The sequence below is a fragment of the Micromonospora sp. NBC_01638 genome, assembly GCF_045209745.1.
Lineage (GTDB): Bacteria > Actinomycetota > Actinomycetes > Mycobacteriales > Micromonosporaceae > Micromonospora.
Genome location: NZ_CP109273.1, coordinates 6,068,372 through 6,088,742, shown reverse-complemented (window position 1 = coordinate 6,088,742; position 20,371 = coordinate 6,068,372). Strand labels below are relative to the sequence as shown.

Below are 20,371 nucleotides of genomic sequence, written 5' to 3'. Positions count from 1 at the left end.
GTGGGCGCAGGGACGCACCTGGTGTTGGACGAGGGGTAGGCAACCCCCGCGTCGCAGCCTTTGCTCTGCTTCAACCCACGCAACACCAGGCGTCCGATATCCGGACACCGGGTGTTGCCTCCGCTGAAGCAGAGCAAAGGAACACCCGAACACCCTCGCCACCAGCCGACGACGCACACGAGCACCGACAGACCCTCCGCAACGAGACCCAGAGGTCCCTTCTCAGCGCCTCGGCCGGCAGCCGGTTCGTGTCCCGATCGCGTCAGTCGCGCTCCGCGCTGAGGTGCTCCCAGTCGGTGAGCACCGGCAGTAGCTGCCCGGCGAGCCAGGTGACGCTCTGGTCGTCGCGGTGCGGGTCGCCGGGCACCCCGCAGGCGCCCAGCGGGACCACCCACCGACTGTCCGCGCGGCGGGCCAGGTCCCAGACGAAGCGTGCCGCAGGCCCCCGGAAGCACCAGTGGGTGACCCCGGGCACGCTCGAGGTGGCCAACACGCAGTCGTGGTCACCGTCGAGTCGGGGGCCGGGCCCCTCGTTCGGGTCGGGCAGCGCACGCCACGGCACCAGCCGGTGCAGGTCCCCCCAGCGCACCTGCCGGGCCGCTTCGGCGGCGACCTCCTCGGCCGCCGCGTGCACCAGCGCGGCCACGTCCACGCCGGGCAGCGGGGTCGCGCCCAGCACATGCTCCAGCGCGTAACCGACGCGCGGCGTCAGCGCCAGCCAGGGCGCGAACACCTCCGGGTACGCGGGCGGCTCGGCCAGCGCGGCCAGCGCCGGGTGGGCGGCGATCCGGCGTACGACAGCCGCCCGCAGGATGGCGAAGGCCGCCGCGTCGGTGCTGTCGGCGGCCATCCGTCGGTCCCAGCGCAGCAGCCGTTCGCGCAGCGCGGCGGCGGCCGGGTCGAGCCCGGTCGACGCGGTCAGCACCGCCAGCAGCGGCCCGGCCGAGCCCAGGTACGTGTCGGTGTGCACCGCGGTCATCTCGTCGGCCGTCCAGGCCCGACCGGCGTCGAGCAGTTCGGCGATGCGGTGCGCCCGGTGTGGCGGGGCGAACTCGACCCCGAGCGGCGCCGCGAGCCCTCGCTCGTTGGCCATCACCGCCCGGCCGACCACGTCGGCGCGGGGCATCGGTGCGTACCAGTCCTGCCAGGCGTACGCGGCGTCCCACGCGGGGACCACCCGTCGGCCGTTGTCCGGATGCCGTACCGGCACCGCACCGGCGACCCGGTGCAACAGCCCTCCGGCGGTGTCCGCCGCCTGCACCACGTTGACCGGCTCCACCCAGTGCCGCAGCGCGCGGTCCACATCGGTCACGGTACGGGCGCGCAGCAGCTCCGGCAGCGTCGCGAAGCCGAGTTCGGCGCGGACCCGAGGCGGGTAGCGCAGGCTGATGGCCGTCTCGTCGTCCGGCCCACCGACGATCACCGGACCCCGATCGGTCTCCACCACCTCGACCTCGACCGGGTCCGCCCCGGCCACCTCGATCGTCTCGACGTGGCGGTGGGCTTCCCGCCAACCATCCGGGCCGAGGGCCTGCACCTGTTGGCCGTGCCGACGCAACCGCTCGGCGTACAGGTCCTGGTAGTCGGCCATCGCGTTGGTGATCGACCAGGCCACCCCGCCGGTGTGCCCGAAGTGCGCGATGCCCGGCACACCCGGCACCGCCAGCCCGACCACGTCGTACTCCGGGCAGGCCAGCCGGATCTGCTGGTAGACACCGGGGTCCTCAAGGAACCGGTGTGGGTCGCCGGCGAGCAGCGCGGCTCCGGTGCCGGTGCGCTCGGCGGCGAGCAGCCACCCGTTGCTGCCGGCGACGGCCGGCCCGTCGGTGGCGAACGCCTCGACCGCGTCCGGGCCGAGCCGCTGCGCCACGTGCTCGCGCCAGAGTTTGCCGGGGAACCCCGCGAACAGGATGTGGTGGCCCAGCCAGACCGCGAGCGGTGTCCACGGCTCCCAACGGCCCGGGCTCAGCCCGGTGGCGGCGAACTCCGGCGCGCGGGACGCCCCGGCGGCGAGGCCCGCGTTGACTCCGCCGACGTAGGCGCCCACCCACTCGGCGGTCGCCGGATCCAGCGCCGCGTGGCAGCGGCGTGCGGTGTCGTCGAGCCGTACCTGCCGGGCGAACCGGTCCCAACCGAGCGCGTCGACGCCGAGGAACGCCGCGCTGGTGCCCTGAGCGCGGTGCCGTTCCACCTCGATCTGCCAGGCCCGGTCGTACGCGGTCACCCGGCCCTGCGCCGCCGCCAGCGCGAGCGGGTCGTCGGCCCGCAGGTGTGGTATGCCCCATGGGTCGCGGAATCGCCGGGCACTCATGCCCGCTCCGGCGCGGTGGCGGTGGTGGTGGCTCGGCGTCGGGCGGCGGGGACGACCAGCGGGGTGCCGGTTTCCGGGTCGTCGATGACCCGGCAGGGCAGCCCGAACACCTCCGCCACCAGGTCGGCGGTGACCACCGACGCCGGCTCTCCGGCGGCCACCACGCGTCCGTCGCGCATGGCGATCAGGTGCGTGGCGTAGCGGGCGGCGTGGTTCAGGTCGTGCAGCACCGCGACGAGTGTGCGCCCCTGCTCTTCGTGCAGCCGGGCGCAGAGGTCCAGGATTTCGATCTGGTGGGCGATGTCGAGGTACGTGGTCGGCTCGTCGAGCAGCAGCAGAGGGGTCTGCTGGGCCAGCGCCATGGCGATCCAGACGCGCTGCCGTTGCCCGCCGGAGAGCTCGTCCACCGGCCGGTCGGCGAGATCGTCGACGCCGGTCGCGGCCATCGATTCCTCGACGACCCGTTCGTCCTCGCGTGACCACTGCCGCAGCAGCCCCTGGTGGGGGTAACGGCCCCGCGCGACCAGTTCGGCGACGGTGATCCCGTCCGGCGCGATCGACGACTGCGGCAGCAGGCCGAGCGTGCGGGCCACCTTGCGGGCCGGCAGGTCGTGGATGTCCCGCCCGTCCAGCAGCACCGTGCCGGCGCTGGGGCGCAGCATCCGGGACAGCGCGCGCAGCAGAGTCGATTTGCCACACGCGTTTGGGCCGATGATCACGGTGAGGGAGTTGTCGGGCACCGCCACGGTCAGGTTCTCGGCGATGGTGCGCTGGTCGTAGGCGAGGGTCAGCGCGGTGCCGCCGAGCCGGGAACTGCCGGGGTGCATGGAAACTCCTTCGAGGGCGTCGCGGGTGTTCACAGCCGGCCCGCCCGGCGTTCCAACGCCAGCAGCCAGACCAGGTAGCCGCCGCCGAGCACTCCGGTCACCACCCCGACCGGGAGTTGGTGCCCGGGGAACGCGCGTTGGGCCAGCAGGTCGGCGCCGACCAGCAGCGCCGCGCCGACGGTCATCGACGGCAGCAGGTTTGGGCCGGGCGCCCGGGTCAGCCGTTTCGTCACGTGTGGCGCGACGAGCGCCACGAAGGACACCGGCCCGGCGGCGGCTGCCGCGAACGAGACCAGCAGCACGGCCGCGGCGAGCAGCGCCAGGCGCAGTTGGCGCACCGGCACGCCGAGCGCGCTGGCCGTGTCGTCGCCCAATTCCATCATTTGTAGCGCCGGGGCGCAGCCGATGAGCACCAGCGGCACCAGCACGACCAGGACGGCGAGCAGCGGCCCGGCGTTGGTCCAGCCCCGCCCGTCCAGGCTGCCGGTGAGCCAGAGCACCGCGCGGGCGGCGTCCATCAGTGGCGCCCGGGTCAGCAGGTAGCCGTTGACGCCGGTCAGGATCGCGCAGACGCCGATGCCGACTAGGATGAGCCGGTAGCCGTGCACTCCGCGCCGCCAGGCGAGCGCGTAGATCACCAGGCCGGTGCCGAGCCCACCGACGACCGCCGCGCCGGCCAGTGCCAGGCTGCTGCCGCCGAGGACGACCACCACCAGCGCTCCCGTCGACGCGCCCTGGGTGAGGCCGAGGATGTCCGGGCTGCCCAGCGGGTTGCGGACCAGCGACTGGAACACCGTGCCGGCGAGAGCGAGCGCCGCACCGACCAGCAGGGCGGTGACCAGTCGGGGCAGTCGTAGCTCGTGCACGATGAACTGCTCCGCCGGTGAGCCGCCGCCGGCGAGCGTGCGCAGCACGTCGGCCGGGCCCATCGGGTAGTCACCACTGCCCACGGCGATCAGGCCAAGCCCGGCCGCGAGCACCGCGGCGCCCGCGCCGACGGCCAGCGCGCGGGGGCGGAACCGCAGCGACAACCCGCCCGCGGCACGAAGAACAGTCACGCCACCGCTCCGCTTCGCTCCGCGATGGCGCGACGCGCCACGGTGCTGAGCCTGCTGGTTCGCTCGCTCACGGTTGGGCCACCCGTCCACGGGTGACCAACCAGAGGAAGAGCGGGCCGCCCAGCACGGCGGTCACCATGCCGACCTGGAGTTCACCGGGCCGGCCCAGCACCCGACCGAGCACGTCGGCGCCGAGCAGCAGCGCGGGCGCGAGCACCGCGCAGTACGGCAGCAGCCAGCGCAGATCCGGGCCGGTCAGCGCGCGCACCAGGTGCGGCACCAGCAGCCCGACGAAGACGATCGGGCCGCACGCGGCGGTCGCCGCGCCGCAGAGCAGGGTGACCGCGACGATCACGGCGGCGCGGATCAGCGCGGGTCGAGCGCCCAGTGCTCGCGCCGCGTCGTCGCCGAGCGCGAGCGCGTTCAGCGGGCGGGCGGCGCCGAGCGCGACCAGCAGGCCGACCAGGATGAAGGGCAGCACCCGGGTCACGGTCGCGAGGTCCGCGCTGGCCAGTGAGCCGACCGTCCAGAACCGCAGCCGCTCCAGCGAGGCCGTGTCCAGCAGCATCACCGCACTCACGTACGAGTAGAGGGTGGCGTTGAGCGCCGCGCCGGCCAGCGCGAGGCGGGCCGGGGTGGCGCCTCGCCCGCCGCCGACGGCGTAGACGAGAGCGGTCACCACCGCGGCGCCGAGCAGCGCGAACCAGACGTACCCGCCGACGGCGGTGACGCCCAGGAACGCGGCGGCGGTGGCGACGGCCGCGGACGCGCCGGCGTTGATGCCGAGCAGCCCAGGGTCGGCCAGCGGGTTACGGGTGAGGGCCTGCATGACCGCTCCGGCCACGCCGAGCGCGGCGCCAGCGAGCAACCCGAGCAGGGTGCGCGGCAGGCGCATCCGGTGCACCACGGCGTACTCGGTGGCGTCCTGGTGCAGCAACCCGGACCAGACGTCGGCGAGCGGCATGGCTTTCGCCCCGACCGCGATGCTGAGCACGGCGATCACGCCGAGCAGTGCCACGGCGGCGACCAGGCCGGCGGCGCGGGCCGCCTGACGGCCGCGCCGAACCGGGAGTGCGACCGTGCCCCTGTCCGGCACCGATGGTGACGGCCTGGTGGCGGTGGGTGTGGCGTCCAGTGTGGGCTCCGGAGTTGTGGTGGCACGGCGAACCGCCGTTGACAATGACCGAGGTTAGGCTAACCTAACTCCGCTGATCCGGTCGACCCCGGCCAATCCTTGATCGAAAGACGACACCATGCCCGATGCTCTGTCCGCCCGTCGCCTCTCCCGCCGTGGCCTCCTGGCCGCCGGCGGCGCCGCCACCCTGGCCGCCCTGCTCGCCGGCTGCGGCAAGGACGACGCCGCGAAGCCCGCCGCCAGCAACGAAAGCGGCCCCTGGTCGTTCACCGACGACCGCACCAGGAAGGTCGAGGCGGCGGCCCGTCCGGCTCGCGTGGTGGCGTTCACCGGCGTGGCGGCAGCTCTGATCGATTTCGGTCTTGACAAGCAGATCGTGGGCGTGTTCGGGGAAACCAAGCGCGCTGACGGCACGGCCGACCCGCAGGCCGGCGACCTGAACGTCGAGGCCGTCGAGATCCTCGGCAACGTGTGGGGCGAGTTCAGCCTGGAGAAGTACGCGGCGCTGCGCCCGGAACTGCTGGTCACCCACATGTACGACCCGGACGCGCTCTGGTACGTGCCGGACGAGAGCAAGGACAAGATCCTCCCGCTCGCGCCCAGCGTGGCGATCACCACCGCCCGCGTGCCGATGACCAAGCCCATCGAGCGGTACGCCGCGCTGGCCGAGTCGCTCGGCGCGGACCTGTCCGCGAAGAAGGTCACCGACGCGAAGGCCCGCTTCGACGCCGCCGCCGAGGCGGTCCGGCAGGCGGTCAAGGCCAACCCCGGGATCAAGGTGCTGGCCTGCTCCGGGAGCCCCGACCTCTTCTACGTCTCCAACCCGAAGGTCAGCACCGACCTGATGTACTTCGCCGAGCTGGGCGTCGACATCGTGGTCCCCACCAAGCTCGAAGCCGGCGACTACTTCGAGGCGCTGAGCTGGGAGAGCACCGGCAAGTTCCCGGCCGACCTGATCCTGCTGGACAACCGCAGCACCGCACTTCAGCCCAAGGACCTCGCCGCCAAGCCGACCTGGCAGCAGCTGCCGGCGGTCAAGGCCAACCAGGTGACCCCGTGGGACGCGGTGCCCCGCTTCTCGTACGTCGGCTCCGCGCCGTTGCTGGAGAACCTCGCCACCGCCATCCGCAACGCGAAGAAGGTCAGCTGACGCCATGACCGTGCCGACGTACCCGGTCGAGACCACCGCGCCGCCGGCGGCGCCCGCCGCCGCGCGAGCCCACCTGCTGCATGACGGCTCGGTCGAGCAGTACCGGCGCACGATCGCCGACGGCGTCGACCGGGTTGCCCGCCGGGTGGCCACCGTGGACCGCCCGGTCACCGGGATCACCCCGGCCGAGCTGGCCCCCCTGGTCGACCGGGTGGACCTGGACCGGCCACTGGGCGACGCCATCGCCGCGCTGGACGAACTGGAGGACGTCTACCTGCGTGACGCCGTCTGGTTCCACCACCCCCGCTACCTCGCCCACCTCAACTGCCCGGTGGCCATCCCGGCGCTGCTCGGCGAGGCGGTGCTCACCGCCGTGAACTCGTCACTGGACACCTGGGACCAGAGCGCCGGGGCCACCCTCATCGAGCGGCGGCTGATCGACTGGACCGCCGAGCGGATCTGTTTCGGTCCCAGCGCGGACGGCGTCTTCACCAGCGGCGGCAGTCAATCCAACCTCCAGGCGCTTCTGCTGGCCCGGGAGGAGGCGTGCGCCGAGGCGGTCAGCCCGGCGGCGCGTGCCGAGTTGCTGCCCCGGCTGCGCGTCCTCACCTCCGCGGCCGGTCACTTCAGCGTGCAGAAGTCGGCCAAGCTGCTCGGCCTCGCCCCGGACGCGGTGATCGCGGTTCCCACCGACGCCAGGCGGCGGATCCGGCCGGCCGCCGTTTGCGAGGAGATCGCGCGGTGCCGGCAGGCCGGGCTGGTGACGATGGCCGTCGTCGCCACCGCCGGCACCACCGACTTCGGCTCCATCGACCCGCTCACAGACCTGGCCGGGATCTGCGCGGCAGCCGGCATCTGGCTGCACGTCGATGCCGCGTACGGCTGCGGTCTGCTCGTCTCGCCGACGCGCCGGCACCTGCTCGACGGCATCGAGCGGGCCGACTCGGTGACCGTCGACTTCCACAAGTCGTTCTTCCAGCCGGTCAGCTCCAGCGCGCTGCTGGTCCGCGACCGGCGGGCGCTGCGGCACGCCACCTATCACGCCGACTACCTCAACCCGGCTCGGACGGTGGAGCAGCGCATCCCCAACCAGGTCGACAAGAGCCTGCAGACCACCCGCCGCTTCGACGCGCTGAAGCTCTGGCTCACCCTGCGGGTGATGGGCCCGGACGCGCTCGGCGCGCTCTTCGACGAGGTGGTCGACCGGGCCGCCGACGCCTGGCAGTTGGTCAGCGAGGACCCCCGCTTCGAGGTGGTGACCCGTTCCGAGCTGAGCACCGTGGTCTTCCGTTACCTGCCCACCGGCCCCGGCCGTGAGCTGGCCGACGCCGCCAACCTGCACGCCCGGGAGGCGCTGGCCGCCTCTGGCCTCGCCGTGGTCGCCGGAACCCGGGTGGACGGCCGGCACTTCCTGAAGTTCACCCTGCTCAACCCGGCCACCACCGTCGACGAGGTCGGCTACGTGCTGGACCTGATCGCCACCCACGCAGGCCGGTACGTGCACGATTACGCCACCGCCGACCTGAGCTGCCACGTCGGCTGACGCCGGTGACCACGAACCTGCGCCTGGAGACTCCGATGTCCACCCACGACTTCATCGCCATCGGGCTGGGCCCGTACAACCTGGGCCTGGCCTGCCTCACCGCGCCGATCGACGAGCTGGACGGGGTGTTCCTGGAGGCCCGGCCGAGCCTCGCCTGGCACCCCGGCATGCTGCTGGAGTCGGCCCGGTTGCAGACCCCGTTCATCGCCGACCTGGTCAGCCTCGCCGACCCGACGTCGCCGTACTCCTTCCTCAACTACCTCAAGCAGATCGGCCGGCTCTACCCGTTCTACATCCGGGAGAGCTTCTACCCGCTGCGCGGCGAGTACGACGCGTACTGCCGGTGGGCGGCGGCGAAGCTGCCGAACCTGCGCTTCGGTCAGACCGTGACCACGGTGGGGTACGACTCCACCGACGAGCGGTACGTGGTGCGGGCCCGCACCGGCACGGGGGAGACCGTCGAGTATCGGGCCCGGCACCTGGTGCTCGGCACGGGCACCCCGCCACACCTGCCCGACGCCGTGGCCGGGCTGCCCGGCGACCCCGTGCACAACTCCCGCTACCTGGAGCACCGGACGGCGCTGCGCACCAAGCGCAGCATCACCGTGGTGGGCAGCGGGCAGAGCGCCGCCGAGATCTACCACGACCTGCTCGGTGACATCGACCGGTACGGCTACCAGCTCAACTGGGTGACCCGTTCGCCGCGGTTCTTCCCGCTCGAATACACCAAGCTGACGCTGGAGATGACCTCACCGGACTATGTGGACTATTTCCACGCGCTGCCCGAGGAGACCCGCTACCGGCTGGAGTCCGCGCAGAAGGGCCTGTTCAAGGGGATCAACGCCGACCTGATCAACGAGATCTTCGACCTGCTGTACGCGCACAGCGTCAACGGCCCGGTGAACACCCGGCTGCTCACCAACACCGAGCTGGTCAGCGCCGGTCACCAGGACGGGGCGTACACGCTGGGGTTGCGTCAGGTGGAGCAGGAGCGCGGCTTCGTCCTGCGTACCGAAGGGTTGGTGCTGGCCACCGGCTACCACTATCGAGTGCCGGAGTTTCTCGCGCCGGTGCACGAGCGGATCCGCTGGGACGCGCACGGCCGCTTCGACGTGGCCCGCAACTACAGCATCGACCACAGCGGGCGGGGTATCTTTCTGCAGAACGCGGGCACCCACACGCACAGCATCACCGCACCGGACCTGGGCATGGGTGCCTACCGCAACTCGTGGATCATCCGTGAGCTGCTCGGCCGGGAGCACTATCCGATCGAGCAGCGCATCACCTTCCAGGAGTTCGGGGTGGCGTCGTGAGCGTCGTCTTCACCCGCGCCGACGAACGGCTCGGTGAGTTCGCGCTGCGTACCCTCGACCCGGACGCCGACGCCGCACTGCTGCACACCTGGGTGACCCAGCCGAAGGCAGCGTTCTGGTTGATGCAGGACGCCGACCTGGCCCGGGTGTCCGAGGAGTACCAGCGGATCGCCGACCACCCGCACCACGACGCGTACCTCGGGCTGTGGCAGGGGAGTCCCGCCTTCCTCGCCGAACGCTACGACCCGGCCCACGTCGAGCTGGTCGGCCTCTACGACCACCAGCCCGGTGACGTGGGCATGCACTTCCTCTGCGCGCCCGTCGGCACTCCCGTGCACGGCTTCACCCGGGCGGTGCTCGGCACCGTCATGGCCTGGCTCTTCGACGACCAGGCGACCAGGCGGGTGGTGGTCGAGCCGGATGTCCGCAACACCGCCGTGCACGCGGTGAACGCCGCCGTCGGCTTCGAGGTCGTCGGCCCGATCGCCAAGCCCGAGAAGGACGCGCTGCTCAGCGTCTGCACCCGAGCCCAGTTTCAGGCGGCCGAAGGCGCTGCCGCCGACTGGGCCGCCGCTGACCGTGCTGCCGTCACCCGAACCGAAGGAGCCCCGGCGTGACCACCACCGCCGTCCCCACCCGGACGCCTGCCGCCACCGGAGATCCGGTCGGGCATCTCACCCCGCGGCGTTGGGCCCGGGCCAACCGGCTGCTGGTCCGCAAGGCGCTCGCCGAGTTCGCCCACGAACGGCTCCTGGCCCCAGAACCCGTGTCGTCGGGACCCGACGACCGGCAGTGGTACGAGGTCCGCAGTGACGACGGCACGGTCACCTACCGGTTCGCGGCGCGGGTGCTCGCCCTGGCGCACTGGCAGATTGACGCGGACAGCATCACCCGGCACCGCGACGGCACATCGCTGGCACCGGACGCGGTGGACCTCATCGTCGAGCTGCGCGGCACCCTCGGGCTCTCCGCGCGGGTGCTCCCGGTCTACCTGGAGGAGATCACCTCGACGTTGGCAGGCACGGCGTACAAGCTCGCCCCGTCCGCGCCGAGCGCCGCCGAGCTGGCCGAAGCGGACTTCCAGACCATCGAAACGTCGATGACCGAGGGCCACCCCTGCTTCGTGGCCAACAACGGCCGGCTCGGCTTCGGCGTCGACGAATATCACCGGTACGCACCGGAGGCCGCCGCCCCGGTCCGGCTGGAGTGGCTGGCCGCGCACCGGGACCACTCGACGTTCAGCAGCGCCGCCGACCTCGACTACGACACGTTGATCGACAGCGAGCTGGACGCGGAGACCCGGGCCCGGTTCGCGGCCACGATGACCGACCTCGGCCTGGACCTTGCCGACCACCACCTGATCCCGGCGCACCCCTGGCAGTGGTGGAACAAGCTGGCGGTCACCTTCGCCGGGGAGCTGGCCGCACGCCGGCTGGTGCACCTCGGCCCCGGGCCGGACGTGTACCTCGCCCAGCAGTCCATCCGAACCTTCTTCAACGTCAGCGAGCCGGGCCGGCACTACGTGAAGACCGCGCTGTCGGTGCTGAACATGGGCTTCATGCGCGGGCTGTCGGCCGCGTACATGGCGGCGACCCCGGCGATCAACGACTGGCTGGCCGACCTGATCGCCGCCGACGAGGTGCTGACCGGCACCGGCCTGATCGTCCTCCGGGAGCGGGCCGCGGTGGGTTACCGGCACCGGCAGTACGAGGCGGCGACCGACCACACCTCCCCGTACCGCAAGATGCTGGCCGCGTTGTGGCGGGAGAGCCCGGTGCCCGACCTGGCGCCGGGACGCCGGTTGTCCACCATGGCCGCGCTGCTGCACGTGGACAGCGACGGCGGCTCACTGGCGGCGGCGCTGATCGCCCGGTCCGGGCTGACGCCCGAGGTCTGGCTGCGTCGCTACCTGGACGCCTACCTGACCCCGCTGCTGCACAGCTTCTACGCCCACGACCTGGCCTTCATGCCGCACGGCGAGAACGTCATCCTGGTCCTCGACGAGACCGACACCGTCGAGCGGGTGATCTTCAAGGACATCGCCGAGGAGATCGCGGTGATGAGCGGCGAGGTCGAGCTGCCGGCGGCGGTGGAACGGATCCGGGTCGACGTGCCCGACGACACCAAGCTGCTGACCATCTTCACCGACGTGGTCGACTGCTTCCTGCGGCACCTCAGCGCGGTGCTGGTCGAGGCCGGTGTGCTCGGCGAGGACGACTTCTGGCGTACCGTCGCGGCCTGCGCCGCCGACTACTTCGACCGGGTGCCGCACCTGGCCGAGCGGGTACGCCACTACGACCTGTTCGCTCCGGAGTTCACGCTGTCCTGCCTCAACCGGCTCCAGCTGCGCGACAACCAGCAGATGATCGACCTGGCCGACCCGTCGGCCGCGCTGCAGTTCGTCGGCACCCTCACCAACCCGCTGGCGGCCCACGCCCCGGCTCGGTGAATGGCGCAATGTGGCGGGACCGCACCTTCGGCACATACTGGATCGCGCAGTCACTCTCGGCGGCCGGCGACTCGTTCGCCTACCTGGCGGTGCCGCTGCTGGTGCTCCAGGCGACCGGGTCGGTGGCGCAGATGGGTCTGCTCACCGCCGTCGCGGGTGCGGCGTCCGTCGCCGCCGGGATCTTCGGCGGGGTGCTGGTCGACCGGTACGACCGCCGCACACTGATGATCGTGGCGGACCTGGCCCGGTTGCTGCTCTACGGCCTGGTGCCACTGGCCTGGCTGGCCGGCCCGCAGGTCTGGCTGCTCTTCGTCGTGCTGCCGATCTGCGAGGCGGCCGGCATGGTGTTCCAGGTCGCCGCGGTGACCGCGGTCCGCAACCTCGTCGACTCCGACCGGATCACCGAGGCCAACGGCCGGTTGCAGGCGACGTACGCGGCGGCGGCCGTCCTCGGGCCGCTGCTCGCCGGCGTGGTGTCGGCCCGCTTCGGCCCGGCGCTCGCCATCGCCGTCAACGCGGCGAGCTTCGCGCTCTCCGCAGCCGGTCTGTGGCTGATCCGACTGCGACCCGTGCAGGCCGACGGCGCCACACCGGCGACCCGGGAGCGGCCACTGGCCGAGTTCCTGGCCGGGGCGCGGTTCCTGTGGCGGCAGCCCGTGCTCCGCGCGCTGACCGTCCTGTTGTCGGTCTTCATCTTCCTGACCTACGGCTTCATCGACGTGTTGATCTACCACGTCACACACGACCTCGGCGGCTCCGAGGGCACCGTCGGCACGGTGCTCGGTCTGGCGGCGCTGGGCACGGTCGCCGGCGCGCTGCTGGTGGCCCCGCTACGCCGTCGGCACGGCTTCGGCGCGACCTGGATCGGCGCCCTCGCGATCTGCGGTCTCGCGATCGCGGGCGTCGGCGTCGCGGCGACCGTGCCGGCGGTCACCGCGCTGACCGCGGTGTATCTGTGCTGCCTGAGCATCGGCGGGATCTGCTCGATGTCGCTGCGCCAGGAGATCACCCCCGATCATCTGCTCGGCCGGGTCACGTCGGCGTTCTGGAGCACGCATTACGCCCTCGGTCCGGCCGGTGCTGTCGTGCTGACCTGGGCCGCAGGCCGGCACGGCACGGCGGTGGTGACGCTCGCGGCGGGTGCGGGGTGCCTGCTGATCGCGGTCGGTGGCCTTTTCACTCCGATCCGCCGCGCCGGCGCGGGGCCAGCCGCTGTGCAGCCCGGACTGCGCGCGGCCCCGGCCGGCGGCACCGTTGGTGGTTGAGACGCTATGGAGCTGACATCACAAACGACTCAGCGGGCATCATCTGTGGAAGCGTTTCGAATGGCTCCTGACCAGTCGTTCTACTCGCCATCGTCCGTATTCGTGGACCAGGGCGAGATAGAGGGCAGCGGGCGCGACCGGAGTCCACTTGCGCTCCGGCCGCCCGGCGTGTAGCCGCTGCAGGACGGACGTGACATCGAAGGGAACGAACTCCCAGGACGCGATCTCCAGCGAGCCGTCTTTCGTGCCGCGCTTCATCCGACCTTCGAGTTGCTCTGACGTGAGGTCGTGAGCGTACGCGACGAACACCGAGTCCCACTGGTGCCGTTCGGTGTCGATGGTGATGCCGAGCAGTGCGAGGCGATACTCGTGATCCTCAAGGGCAAGTTCCTCGCCTAGCCCACGTCGCGCGGCAGCATGTAATCGAGGGGGCAGGCCGCTCGGTGAGTCGAATCGTGGGCTGAGCCCCTCATCTGCCGACACCCCCCAGTGCAGCGGTCGTGAGCCGACCCAACTGCCCCGCTGGCAGATCAGAACGCGGTTGTCGGTCGTGATGACCAGTGTGCTGGTCCCGAGGCTCAGCGACATGAAGACGGGCGCTCTGCGGTGACCGACCGGATCGATGTATCTGGTCCGTGGCGTGGTGCCGTCCCGGAATCGCCTGTCGAGGTGCTGACTGGCCAGAAAACTGTAGTAATCCGTTCGGCGTAGGTGGAGGAACAGCTCCGTATCCTCGTCGCGGGCGGTCCGCTCCTCGACCAGGTCATCGACAGCGAAACAGTCACCGTTCCAGTGGTGCGGTTTCCCGGAATCCTTCCTGGCCTGCTGCTCTGTGGCGATCTCCGACCGCCAGGTCGTCAACTCGGCAGGCAGTTCGACGGGCTCGTCATTAACGATGAGGTGCACCAGTTCCTCTTTGATGGCCTCGGTACCGTTGCCAGCCACGATCATGCACGGTGACGTGAGGCCGCCGAAGGTAAAGTCCGAAGCTTCCGGAGCTCGCCTGCCCGTCCGAAGGCGTCTGCCCTTCCGGCGAACCCGTAGCAGGAGCTTCTTGAGTGGATCCTCGAAGGCCACCGTCATGAACAGCCCCACCGTGGCACCAATGAAGAGACCTACGCCACCGGTGACGATCCACGCCAATGCTCCCTTGAGAGTCACTCCGCAAGGGTATCGATGTCGTGCACTCTGCCGGTTGCCCAACCGAGGCCATCACGAACGCGACCGGGCCCGGTCAGAACTCCTGGTACATGACGTGCAGGCCGACCCGGCCGAGGGTGGGGTGCCGGAACGCGCGCGGCACGGTGCCGACGACCGACCTCAAGCCCTCCCGCCGGTACAACTCCACCGCCGAACGGTTGCTCTTCACCACGGCGTTGAACTGCATGCCGGCGTACCCCTGTTGGCGGGCCCAGGTCAGGGCGTCGCGGCACAGCGCGGTGCCGACCGCGCGTCAGCCCCGGTCGAGCGCGGCGATCTCCTGATCGAGCAGGGCCGCCAGCCGGGCGGCCAGCCCCGGATGGCTCTGCGCGGTCATGCCACGGCTGGGCATCTCCACCGTCATCAGCAGGTAGAGGTGCAGCCGGTAGAGGCCGAGCCGGCGGCGCGCCGAAGCGTCCAGCACCAGCTCGGCGGCAGCGCTGCGGTAGCCGCGCAGCAGAGGGTGCTCCGGCTCGTCCTCGACGCGCCGGAAGAGCAGCGGCGAGACCAGGTCCAGCAGCGGGTCACCGTAGAGGAACCGTTCGCCGTCCACCAGGCCGTGTAGCCGCAGCCGGCCGTCCGGGTCGGGCGCGGCCAGCACGTTGCCGTCCCAGCAGTCGAAGTGCAGCAGCGCCGGGCGGCGTACCTCGTCCAGCACGTCGGCGTGCCGCCCCACCAGCGTGTGCAGGCGGTCCGGGGTCACCGGCAGCCGGACGTGCCAGTCGATCGCGTCGGCGAGCAGCGCGTCGAGCATCGCCGTGAACGCCGCCCGCCACGTCGGCCCGCCGGCCCGGCCGTCGTCGTACCCGAACCGATCGCCGGTGACCCGGTGCAACGCGGCGAGGGCCACCCCGAGGTCGTACCGCGCCGGGCCGTCGTCGACCGCGACGCCGGCCTCGGCCAGCTCCGCCAGCGACCGGCCGGGCAGCATCGTGGTGACCAACCACTCGCCGTACGCGGGGTCGCTGCCGTGTCGCAACACCAGGGGTACGGGCACCTGCGGCGCATGTTCCGCGACGAGGTGGAAGTATCGAGCCTCGGCGGCACAGAGTCCTCGTTCGTAGCGCAGCAGCGGCGTCCCAGCCGGCGGGGCCAGCTTCAGCACCACCCGGCGGTCGTCGTCGAGCAGCGCCCACCAGACCGTCGCGTACCCGCCGCCGGCCAGCGGACCGGTGTCCCGGACCCGGACGTGCGGCCCGAACGACGCGCGGACCAGGTATGCCACGTCGTCGCTCGTGAGGGAACGCTGCGTCGGGCTGATGCCGGTCACGCGGTGTCACCCCGTCGAGCGCGCGGCGCCGAGCCGGCGGTGCGGCGGGCGGAAGGCGGGACGGGACCGGCGGTGCCGCGGCGGACCAGCTCGGCGGGGAGCACCTCGACCCGGGGCGCCTGGCTCTCCGCACCGAGCACCAGGGACATCGCCCGCACCCCCATGTCGACCAGCGGCAGTCGCACGGTGGTCAGCGCCGGGGTCACGTCCTGGGCGATCGGCATGTCGTCGAAGCCCACCACGGAGACCTGCTGCGGCACGGCCAGTGCACGCGCCCGCAGGGTGGCGAGCGCGCCGATGGCCATCGAGTCGTTGAGCGCCACGATCGCGGTCAGGTCCGGGTCGGCGTCGAGCAGACGGGCTGTGGCCTCGGCGCCGCCGTCGCGGTCGAACTCCGCGTACCGGATCCGCCGGTCCGGCAGGTCGCGGCCCTGCTCGGTGAGCGCCTGCCGGAGGCCGGCCAGCCGGTCGGTCGTGGTGGTCAGGATGCGCGGGCCGGCGACCACGCCGATCGCGGTATGCCCCAGCCCGCACAGCTCCCGCCCGGCGAGGTAGCCGCCGGCCCGGTTGTCCGGCATCACCGCGTCGCCGGAGTGCTCGTGCCGGCCGATCACCGCCACCCGCCCGCCGGTGGCCTCGTACGCGGCGAGCTTCTCGTTGAGCTGCCGGGTGAACGCCTCGTCGTGATAGCCGGAACCGGCCAGGATCAACGCCGCCACCTGATGACCGTGCAGCAGCTCCACGTACTCCAGCTCGCGGTCCGGGTCCCGGTAGCTGTTGCAGATCATCAGCAGCCGGCCCTGGTCGGTGGCGACGCGTTGGAGCCCACGGGTGATCTCGGCGAAGTACGGGTCGGAGACGTCGTGCACGATCACGCCCACCGCGCTGCGGTGCGAGCGGGCCAGCAGTTGAGCGTGTGCGTTCGGCACGTACTGCAGCTCGGCGACGGCGGCGAGCACCCGCTCGCGCAACTCGTCGGTCACCGGCTTGCTGCTGCCGTTGATCACACGGGAGGCGGTGGCGGGTGAGACGCCCGCTCGGCGTGCCACATCGGACAGGGTCGCCATGGCCCGCCCCTCGGTCTGTTGACGGCGTTTCGCCGTGCCGGTTAGCGTCACGGTACCGCAGAGAAAGCCCTTTCCCACGCGGCGGCCCGGCCATGTCCGATCGCTTGGCGGCACCTCGACTCGACGAAACTGCCCACCAGGCGCTGCTCGTGGGGGACCACCCGCCGGAGCTTCATCGCCGAGAGCGACGGCCAGGCCAGCATGCGCCACCTGGGCGAGGCCGGGGTGTACGCGGTGGGCGACCCGGTCAAGCGGGGTCGGTGTGGCCTGCTGGACACCTACCCGGTCACGGCCTGACCGTCCAGCCGCGACGGACCGTCGAGCCTGACAAGCATCGGTGGAATCTGATCGAGGAAAGGCCTTGCCTGGTATCAGCGTGGCCCCCTAACCTTTCAGGAAAGCGTTTGCCTGATGCGCTGGCGGGGCTGCCGCTCCTTCCGAGCCACCGTGCGGCAGACCCACCAGCAGCCACACCCCGTCGCCCTGGGTCTCCGGGCACCAACCCCGAACAACTTCAACCTTAGGGAACACCATGACCCGCAGGTCGATCGGCATTCTCGTCAACGGCGTGACCGGAAGGATGGGCTACCGACAGCACCTCGTCCGCTCGCTGCTGGCCATCCGCGAATCCGGCGGCGTGGCATTGGCCGACGGCACCACCATCTGGCCGGAACCGGTCCTGGTCGGGCGCAACGAGACCAAGCTCCGGGAGCTCGCCGAACGGCACGGGCTGACCGACTGGACCACCGACCTGACGTCGGCGCTGGCCCGCGACGACGTCGAGATTTACTTCGACGCCCAGGTCACCCAACAGCGGGAGAAGGCGATCCGGCAGGCCATCGAGGCCGGCAAGCACATCTACACCGAGAAGCCCCTGGCCGAGGACACCGCCGCCGCGCTCGACCTGGCCCGGTCGGCGGACGCGGCCGGCGTACGCACCGGCGTCGTGCAGGACAAGCTCTTCCTGCCCGGTCTGCGCAAGCTCAAGCGCCTCATCGACGGTGGCTTCTTCGGCCGGATCCTCTCGGTGCGCGGCGAGTTCGGTTACTGGGTCTTCGAGGGCGACTGGCAGCCCGCTCAGCGTCCGTCGTGGAACTACCGGGCCGAGGACGGCGGCGGCATCGTGGTCGACATGTTCCCGCACTGGCATTACGTGCTGGAGGAGCTGTTCGGTCGGGTCGCCGCCGTCTCCTGCGTGACCGCCACCCACGTGCCCCAGCGGGTCGACGAGGCCGGTCACGGGTATCCGGCCACCGCCGACGACGCCGCGTACGGCATCTTCGAACTCGACGGTGGGGTGATCGCGCAGCTCAACTCGTCCTGGTGCGTCCGGGTGTACCGCGACGAGCTGGTGGAGTTCCAGGTCGACGGCACTGAGGGCAGCGCGGTCGCCGGGCTGCGCAACTGCCGGGTGCAGCACCGGGCGGTCACCCCGAAGCCGGTGTGGAACCCGGACCTACCGGCCACCGAGGACTTCCGTGCCCAGTGGGCCGAGGTGCCCGACAACGAGGAGTTCGACAACGGCTTCAAGGTGCAGTGGGAGGCGTTCCTGCGGCACGTCGTGGCCGGTGAGCCGTTCCGCTGGGACTTTCTGTCCGGCGCCCGCGGCGTACAGCTCGCCGAGCTGGGGCTGCGCTCGGCCCGCGAGGGTGTCCGTGTCGAGGTGCCGGAGCTGCACCGATGACCGCGGAGGTGGTGCTGCCGGGCGGCCGGCGGCACCGGCTGGCCGGGGGGAGCGGCTTCGCTCGACCGGACGCGCCGGCAACCAGCCGGATCGCGTACGCCGCCGCACACGTGGTCGCCGACCCGAGCGCGGAGAACGCGCCGGGTGCCCCAGCGGTGGTGGACTGGGACACCACCCTCGCGTTCCGGCGGCATCTCTGGTCGTACGGGCTGGGGGTCGCCGAGGCGATGGACACCGCCCAGAGGGGGATGGGGTTGGACTACCGGGCCACCCGGGAGCTGATCCGTCGCAGCGCCGCCGAGGCCCGCGCGGTGGGCGGGCGCATCGTCGCCGGGGTCGGCACGGATCAACTGCCGACCGGCCCGGCCACCCTGGCGGCGGTCACCGCCGCCTACCGGGAACAGCTCGACGACGTACGCGCGGCCGGCGCGCGGCCGGTGTTGATGTGCAGCCGGCACCTGGCCGCTGCGGCCCGTGGCCCGGAAGACTACCTCCGGGTGTACGACGAACTGCTGACCGCCGCCGAGGAGCCGGTCGTGCTGCACTGGCTGGGTCCAATGTTCGACCCGGCGTTGACCGGCTACTGGGGTGCGGTCGACCCGGACCTGGCCGCCGACACGGTCATTGAGCTGATCAAGGCGCATCAGTCCACGGTGGATGGCATCAAGGTGTCGCTGCTGGACGCTGGTCGGGAGGTCGCACTGCGCCGTCGCCTACCGGCCGGGGTGCGCCTCTACACCGGTGACGACTTCCACTACCCGGAGCTGATCCGAGGCGACGAGGTGGGTCATTCCGACGCGCTGCTCGGGGTGTTCGCGGCCATCGCGCCGGCCGCCGCCGCCGCGTTGGCCGCCCTCGACCGGGAGGACCTACCGGCGTACGCCAAGATCTTCGCGCCGACCGTGCCGCTGGCCCGGCACCTGTTCGCGGCGCCGACCTGGCACTACAAGACGGGTATCGTGTTCCTGGCCTGGCTGGCCGGGCACCAGGACCACTTCACGATGGTCGCCGGCGCGCAGTCCGGCCGTTCCCCGGCGCACCTGGCGGCGCTGCTCACCCTGGCCGACGCCGCCGGGCTGCTGCCCGACGCCGACCTGGCCGCCGCCCGCGCCCGGGCGCTGTTCACCGTCGCGGGTGTGCAGCAATGAGCGGGCTGGAACGGTTCTCGTTCAACCAGGCGACCGCCCAGCGCTGGCCGCTGACCGAGGTGGTGGCCGGTTGCGTCGCTGCCGGCGTACCGGGCATCGGGTTGTGGCGGGAGCCGGTCGCGGAGCACGGGCTGGCCCGGTCGGCGAAGCTGGTCCGCGACGCCGGCCTCACCGTGACCTCCCTGTGCCGGGGCGGCTTCTTCTCCACCGACGACTGGCGGGCGGAGAATCTGCGGGCCATCGAGGAGGCGGCGACGCTCGGCGCCCCGGAGCTGGTGCTGGTGTCCGGCGGGCTGCCGGCCGGCAGCCGGGACATCGACGGCGCTCGGCGTCGGGTCGCCGACGCGATCGGCGAGCTGGCCCCGCACGCGGCGGCGGCCGGGGTCCGACTGGCCATCGAGCCGCTGCACCCGATGTTCGCCGCCGACCGCTGCGTGGTCGCCACCCTCGGCCAGGCGCTGGACATCGCCGAACGGTTCGACCCAACGGTGGTCGGCGTGGTCGTGGACGCGTACCACGTGTGGTGGGACGACACCGTGTACGCGCAGATCACGCGGGCGGGGGCCCGGATCGCCGCGTTCCAGGTCTGCGACTGGGTGACGCCGCTGCCGGAGGGGGTGCTGCTCGGTCGGGCGCTGCCCGGCGACGGCTGCGTCGAGCTGCGTCGGCTGCGCGAGGTGGTGGACGCGGCCGGTTATGTCGGCCCGATCGAGGTGGAGGTCTTCTCCGCCGAGGTGTGGGCGCGTCCGGGCCCGGAGGTGCTGGACGCGGCGATAGCCGGCTACCTGCGCCACGTTGTCTGAGGCTCTCGAACGGCGGCGGCCCGTCGGCGCGACCGTGCCCCGCGTACCGTGCCCGCCTCGTGCTGGGTGCCACCGGCGCTGCTCGCGGTCGCCTGCACGCTCGCCGGGGTCGGCGTCGCCCCGTTGCTCGGGCTGGCCCTCGCCGGCC

General features: G+C 72.0%; 16 protein-coding genes and 1 pseudogene. 9 read left to right on the top strand and 8 right to left on the bottom strand.

The genetic code is table 11. The features are described 5' to 3' along the window. Positions 1 to 262 precede the first annotated feature (262 nt). From OG811_RS28540 to OG811_RS28525, 4 genes are all read right to left on the bottom strand, one after another. Complete coding sequence (locus OG811_RS28540; protein WP_406070140.1) at positions 263 to 2,311, bottom strand: penicillin acylase family protein; 2,049 nt, start codon at positions 2,309 to 2,311, stop codon at positions 263 to 265. Then, positions 2,308 to 3,138, bottom strand: coding sequence for an ABC transporter ATP-binding protein (locus OG811_RS28535; protein ID WP_406070138.1), 831 nt, complete (start codon positions 3,136 to 3,138; stop codon positions 2,308 to 2,310). Before OG811_RS28535 ends, OG811_RS28540 begins: the two co-directional genes overlap by 4 nt. Positions 3,139 to 3,167: 29 nt before the next feature. Then, positions 3,168 to 4,196 (bottom strand): FecCD family ABC transporter permease, encoded by a 1,029-nt coding sequence (locus tag OG811_RS28530; RefSeq protein WP_406070137.1) that lies wholly within the window; start codon positions 4,194 to 4,196, stop codon positions 3,168 to 3,170. Between the two features lie 67 nt (positions 4,197 to 4,263). Further along, complete coding sequence (locus tag OG811_RS28525; RefSeq protein WP_406075959.1) at positions 4,264 to 5,331, bottom strand: FecCD family ABC transporter permease; 1,068 nt, start codon at positions 5,329 to 5,331, stop codon at positions 4,264 to 4,266. A 118-nt stretch (positions 5,332 to 5,449) separates the two neighbouring features. Between OG811_RS28525 and OG811_RS28520 the strand changes: the two genes are divergently transcribed. Genes OG811_RS28520 through OG811_RS28495 form a run of 6 tightly spaced genes read left to right on the top strand, consistent with a single transcriptional unit; the run spans position 5,450 to position 13,051 of the window. Beyond that, positions 5,450 to 6,481, top strand: a complete 1,032-nt coding sequence (locus OG811_RS28520; RefSeq protein ID WP_406070136.1) for an ABC transporter substrate-binding protein — start codon at positions 5,450 to 5,452, stop codon at positions 6,479 to 6,481. A gap of 4 nt (positions 6,482 to 6,485) precedes the next feature. Then, positions 6,486 to 8,024: a pyridoxal phosphate-dependent decarboxylase family protein gene (locus tag OG811_RS28515; protein ID WP_406070135.1), complete on the top strand. Its 1,539-nt coding sequence runs from the start codon at positions 6,486 to 6,488 to the stop codon at positions 8,022 to 8,024. 35 nt (positions 8,025 to 8,059) lie between these two features. Then, a complete protein-coding gene (locus tag OG811_RS28510) occupies positions 8,060 to 9,337 on the top strand; it encodes a lysine N(6)-hydroxylase/L-ornithine N(5)-oxygenase family protein (RefSeq protein WP_406075958.1) in 1,278 nt (425 codons plus the stop codon). Next, entirely contained in the window at positions 9,334 to 9,954 is a 621-nt protein-coding gene (locus OG811_RS28505) for a GNAT family N-acetyltransferase (RefSeq protein WP_406070133.1), read from the top strand. Before OG811_RS28510 ends, OG811_RS28505 begins: the two co-directional genes overlap by 4 nt. After that, positions 9,951 to 11,786, top strand: coding sequence for an IucA/IucC family protein (locus OG811_RS28500; protein ID WP_406070132.1), 1,836 nt, complete (start codon positions 9,951 to 9,953; stop codon positions 11,784 to 11,786). Before OG811_RS28505 ends, OG811_RS28500 begins: the two co-directional genes overlap by 4 nt. Continuing rightward, on the top strand, positions 11,783 to 13,051 hold the full coding sequence (locus OG811_RS28495; protein ID WP_406070131.1) for an MFS transporter: 1,269 nt from the start codon (positions 11,783 to 11,785) through the stop codon (positions 13,049 to 13,051). The genes OG811_RS28500 and OG811_RS28495 overlap by 4 nt, the downstream gene beginning before the upstream one ends. Before the next feature lie 39 nt (positions 13,052 to 13,090). Here OG811_RS28495 and OG811_RS28490 read toward each other — a convergent pair whose 3' ends face one another. The 4 genes and pseudogenes from OG811_RS28490 to OG811_RS28475 form a co-directional block, all read right to left on the bottom strand. After that, entirely contained in the window at positions 13,091 to 14,212 is a 1,122-nt protein-coding gene (locus tag OG811_RS28490) for a hypothetical protein (protein WP_406070129.1), read from the bottom strand. 73 nt (positions 14,213 to 14,285) lie between these two features. Further along, a pseudogene (locus tag OG811_RS28485) lies at positions 14,286 to 14,504 on the bottom strand (GNAT family N-acetyltransferase); the annotation flags it as partial. After that, entirely contained in the window at positions 14,505 to 15,521 is a 1,017-nt protein-coding gene (locus OG811_RS28480) for a phosphotransferase family protein (RefSeq protein ID WP_406070128.1), read from the bottom strand. It abuts the pseudogene before it with no gap. Next, positions 15,518 to 16,588 (bottom strand): LacI family DNA-binding transcriptional regulator, encoded by a 1,071-nt coding sequence (locus OG811_RS28475; RefSeq protein ID WP_406070126.1) that lies wholly within the window; start codon positions 16,586 to 16,588, stop codon positions 15,518 to 15,520. Before OG811_RS28475 ends, OG811_RS28480 begins: the two co-directional genes overlap by 4 nt. Positions 16,589 to 17,120: 532 nt before the next feature. Between OG811_RS28475 and OG811_RS28470 the strand changes: the two genes are divergently transcribed. Genes OG811_RS28470 through OG811_RS28460 form a run of 3 tightly spaced genes read left to right on the top strand, consistent with a single transcriptional unit; the run spans position 17,121 to position 20,223 of the window. Further along, on the top strand, positions 17,121 to 18,272 hold the full coding sequence (locus OG811_RS28470; protein WP_406070124.1) for a Gfo/Idh/MocA family protein: 1,152 nt from the start codon (positions 17,121 to 17,123) through the stop codon (positions 18,270 to 18,272). Further along, on the top strand, positions 18,269 to 19,420 hold the full coding sequence (locus OG811_RS28465) for a dihydrodipicolinate synthase family protein (protein ID WP_406070123.1): 1,152 nt from the start codon (positions 18,269 to 18,271) through the stop codon (positions 19,418 to 19,420). The genes OG811_RS28470 and OG811_RS28465 overlap by 4 nt, the downstream gene beginning before the upstream one ends. Then, positions 19,417 to 20,223 (top strand): sugar phosphate isomerase/epimerase family protein, encoded by an 807-nt coding sequence (locus OG811_RS28460; RefSeq protein WP_406070121.1) that lies wholly within the window; start codon positions 19,417 to 19,419, stop codon positions 20,221 to 20,223. The genes OG811_RS28465 and OG811_RS28460 overlap by 4 nt, the downstream gene beginning before the upstream one ends. Positions 20,224 to 20,371 lie beyond the last annotated feature (148 nt).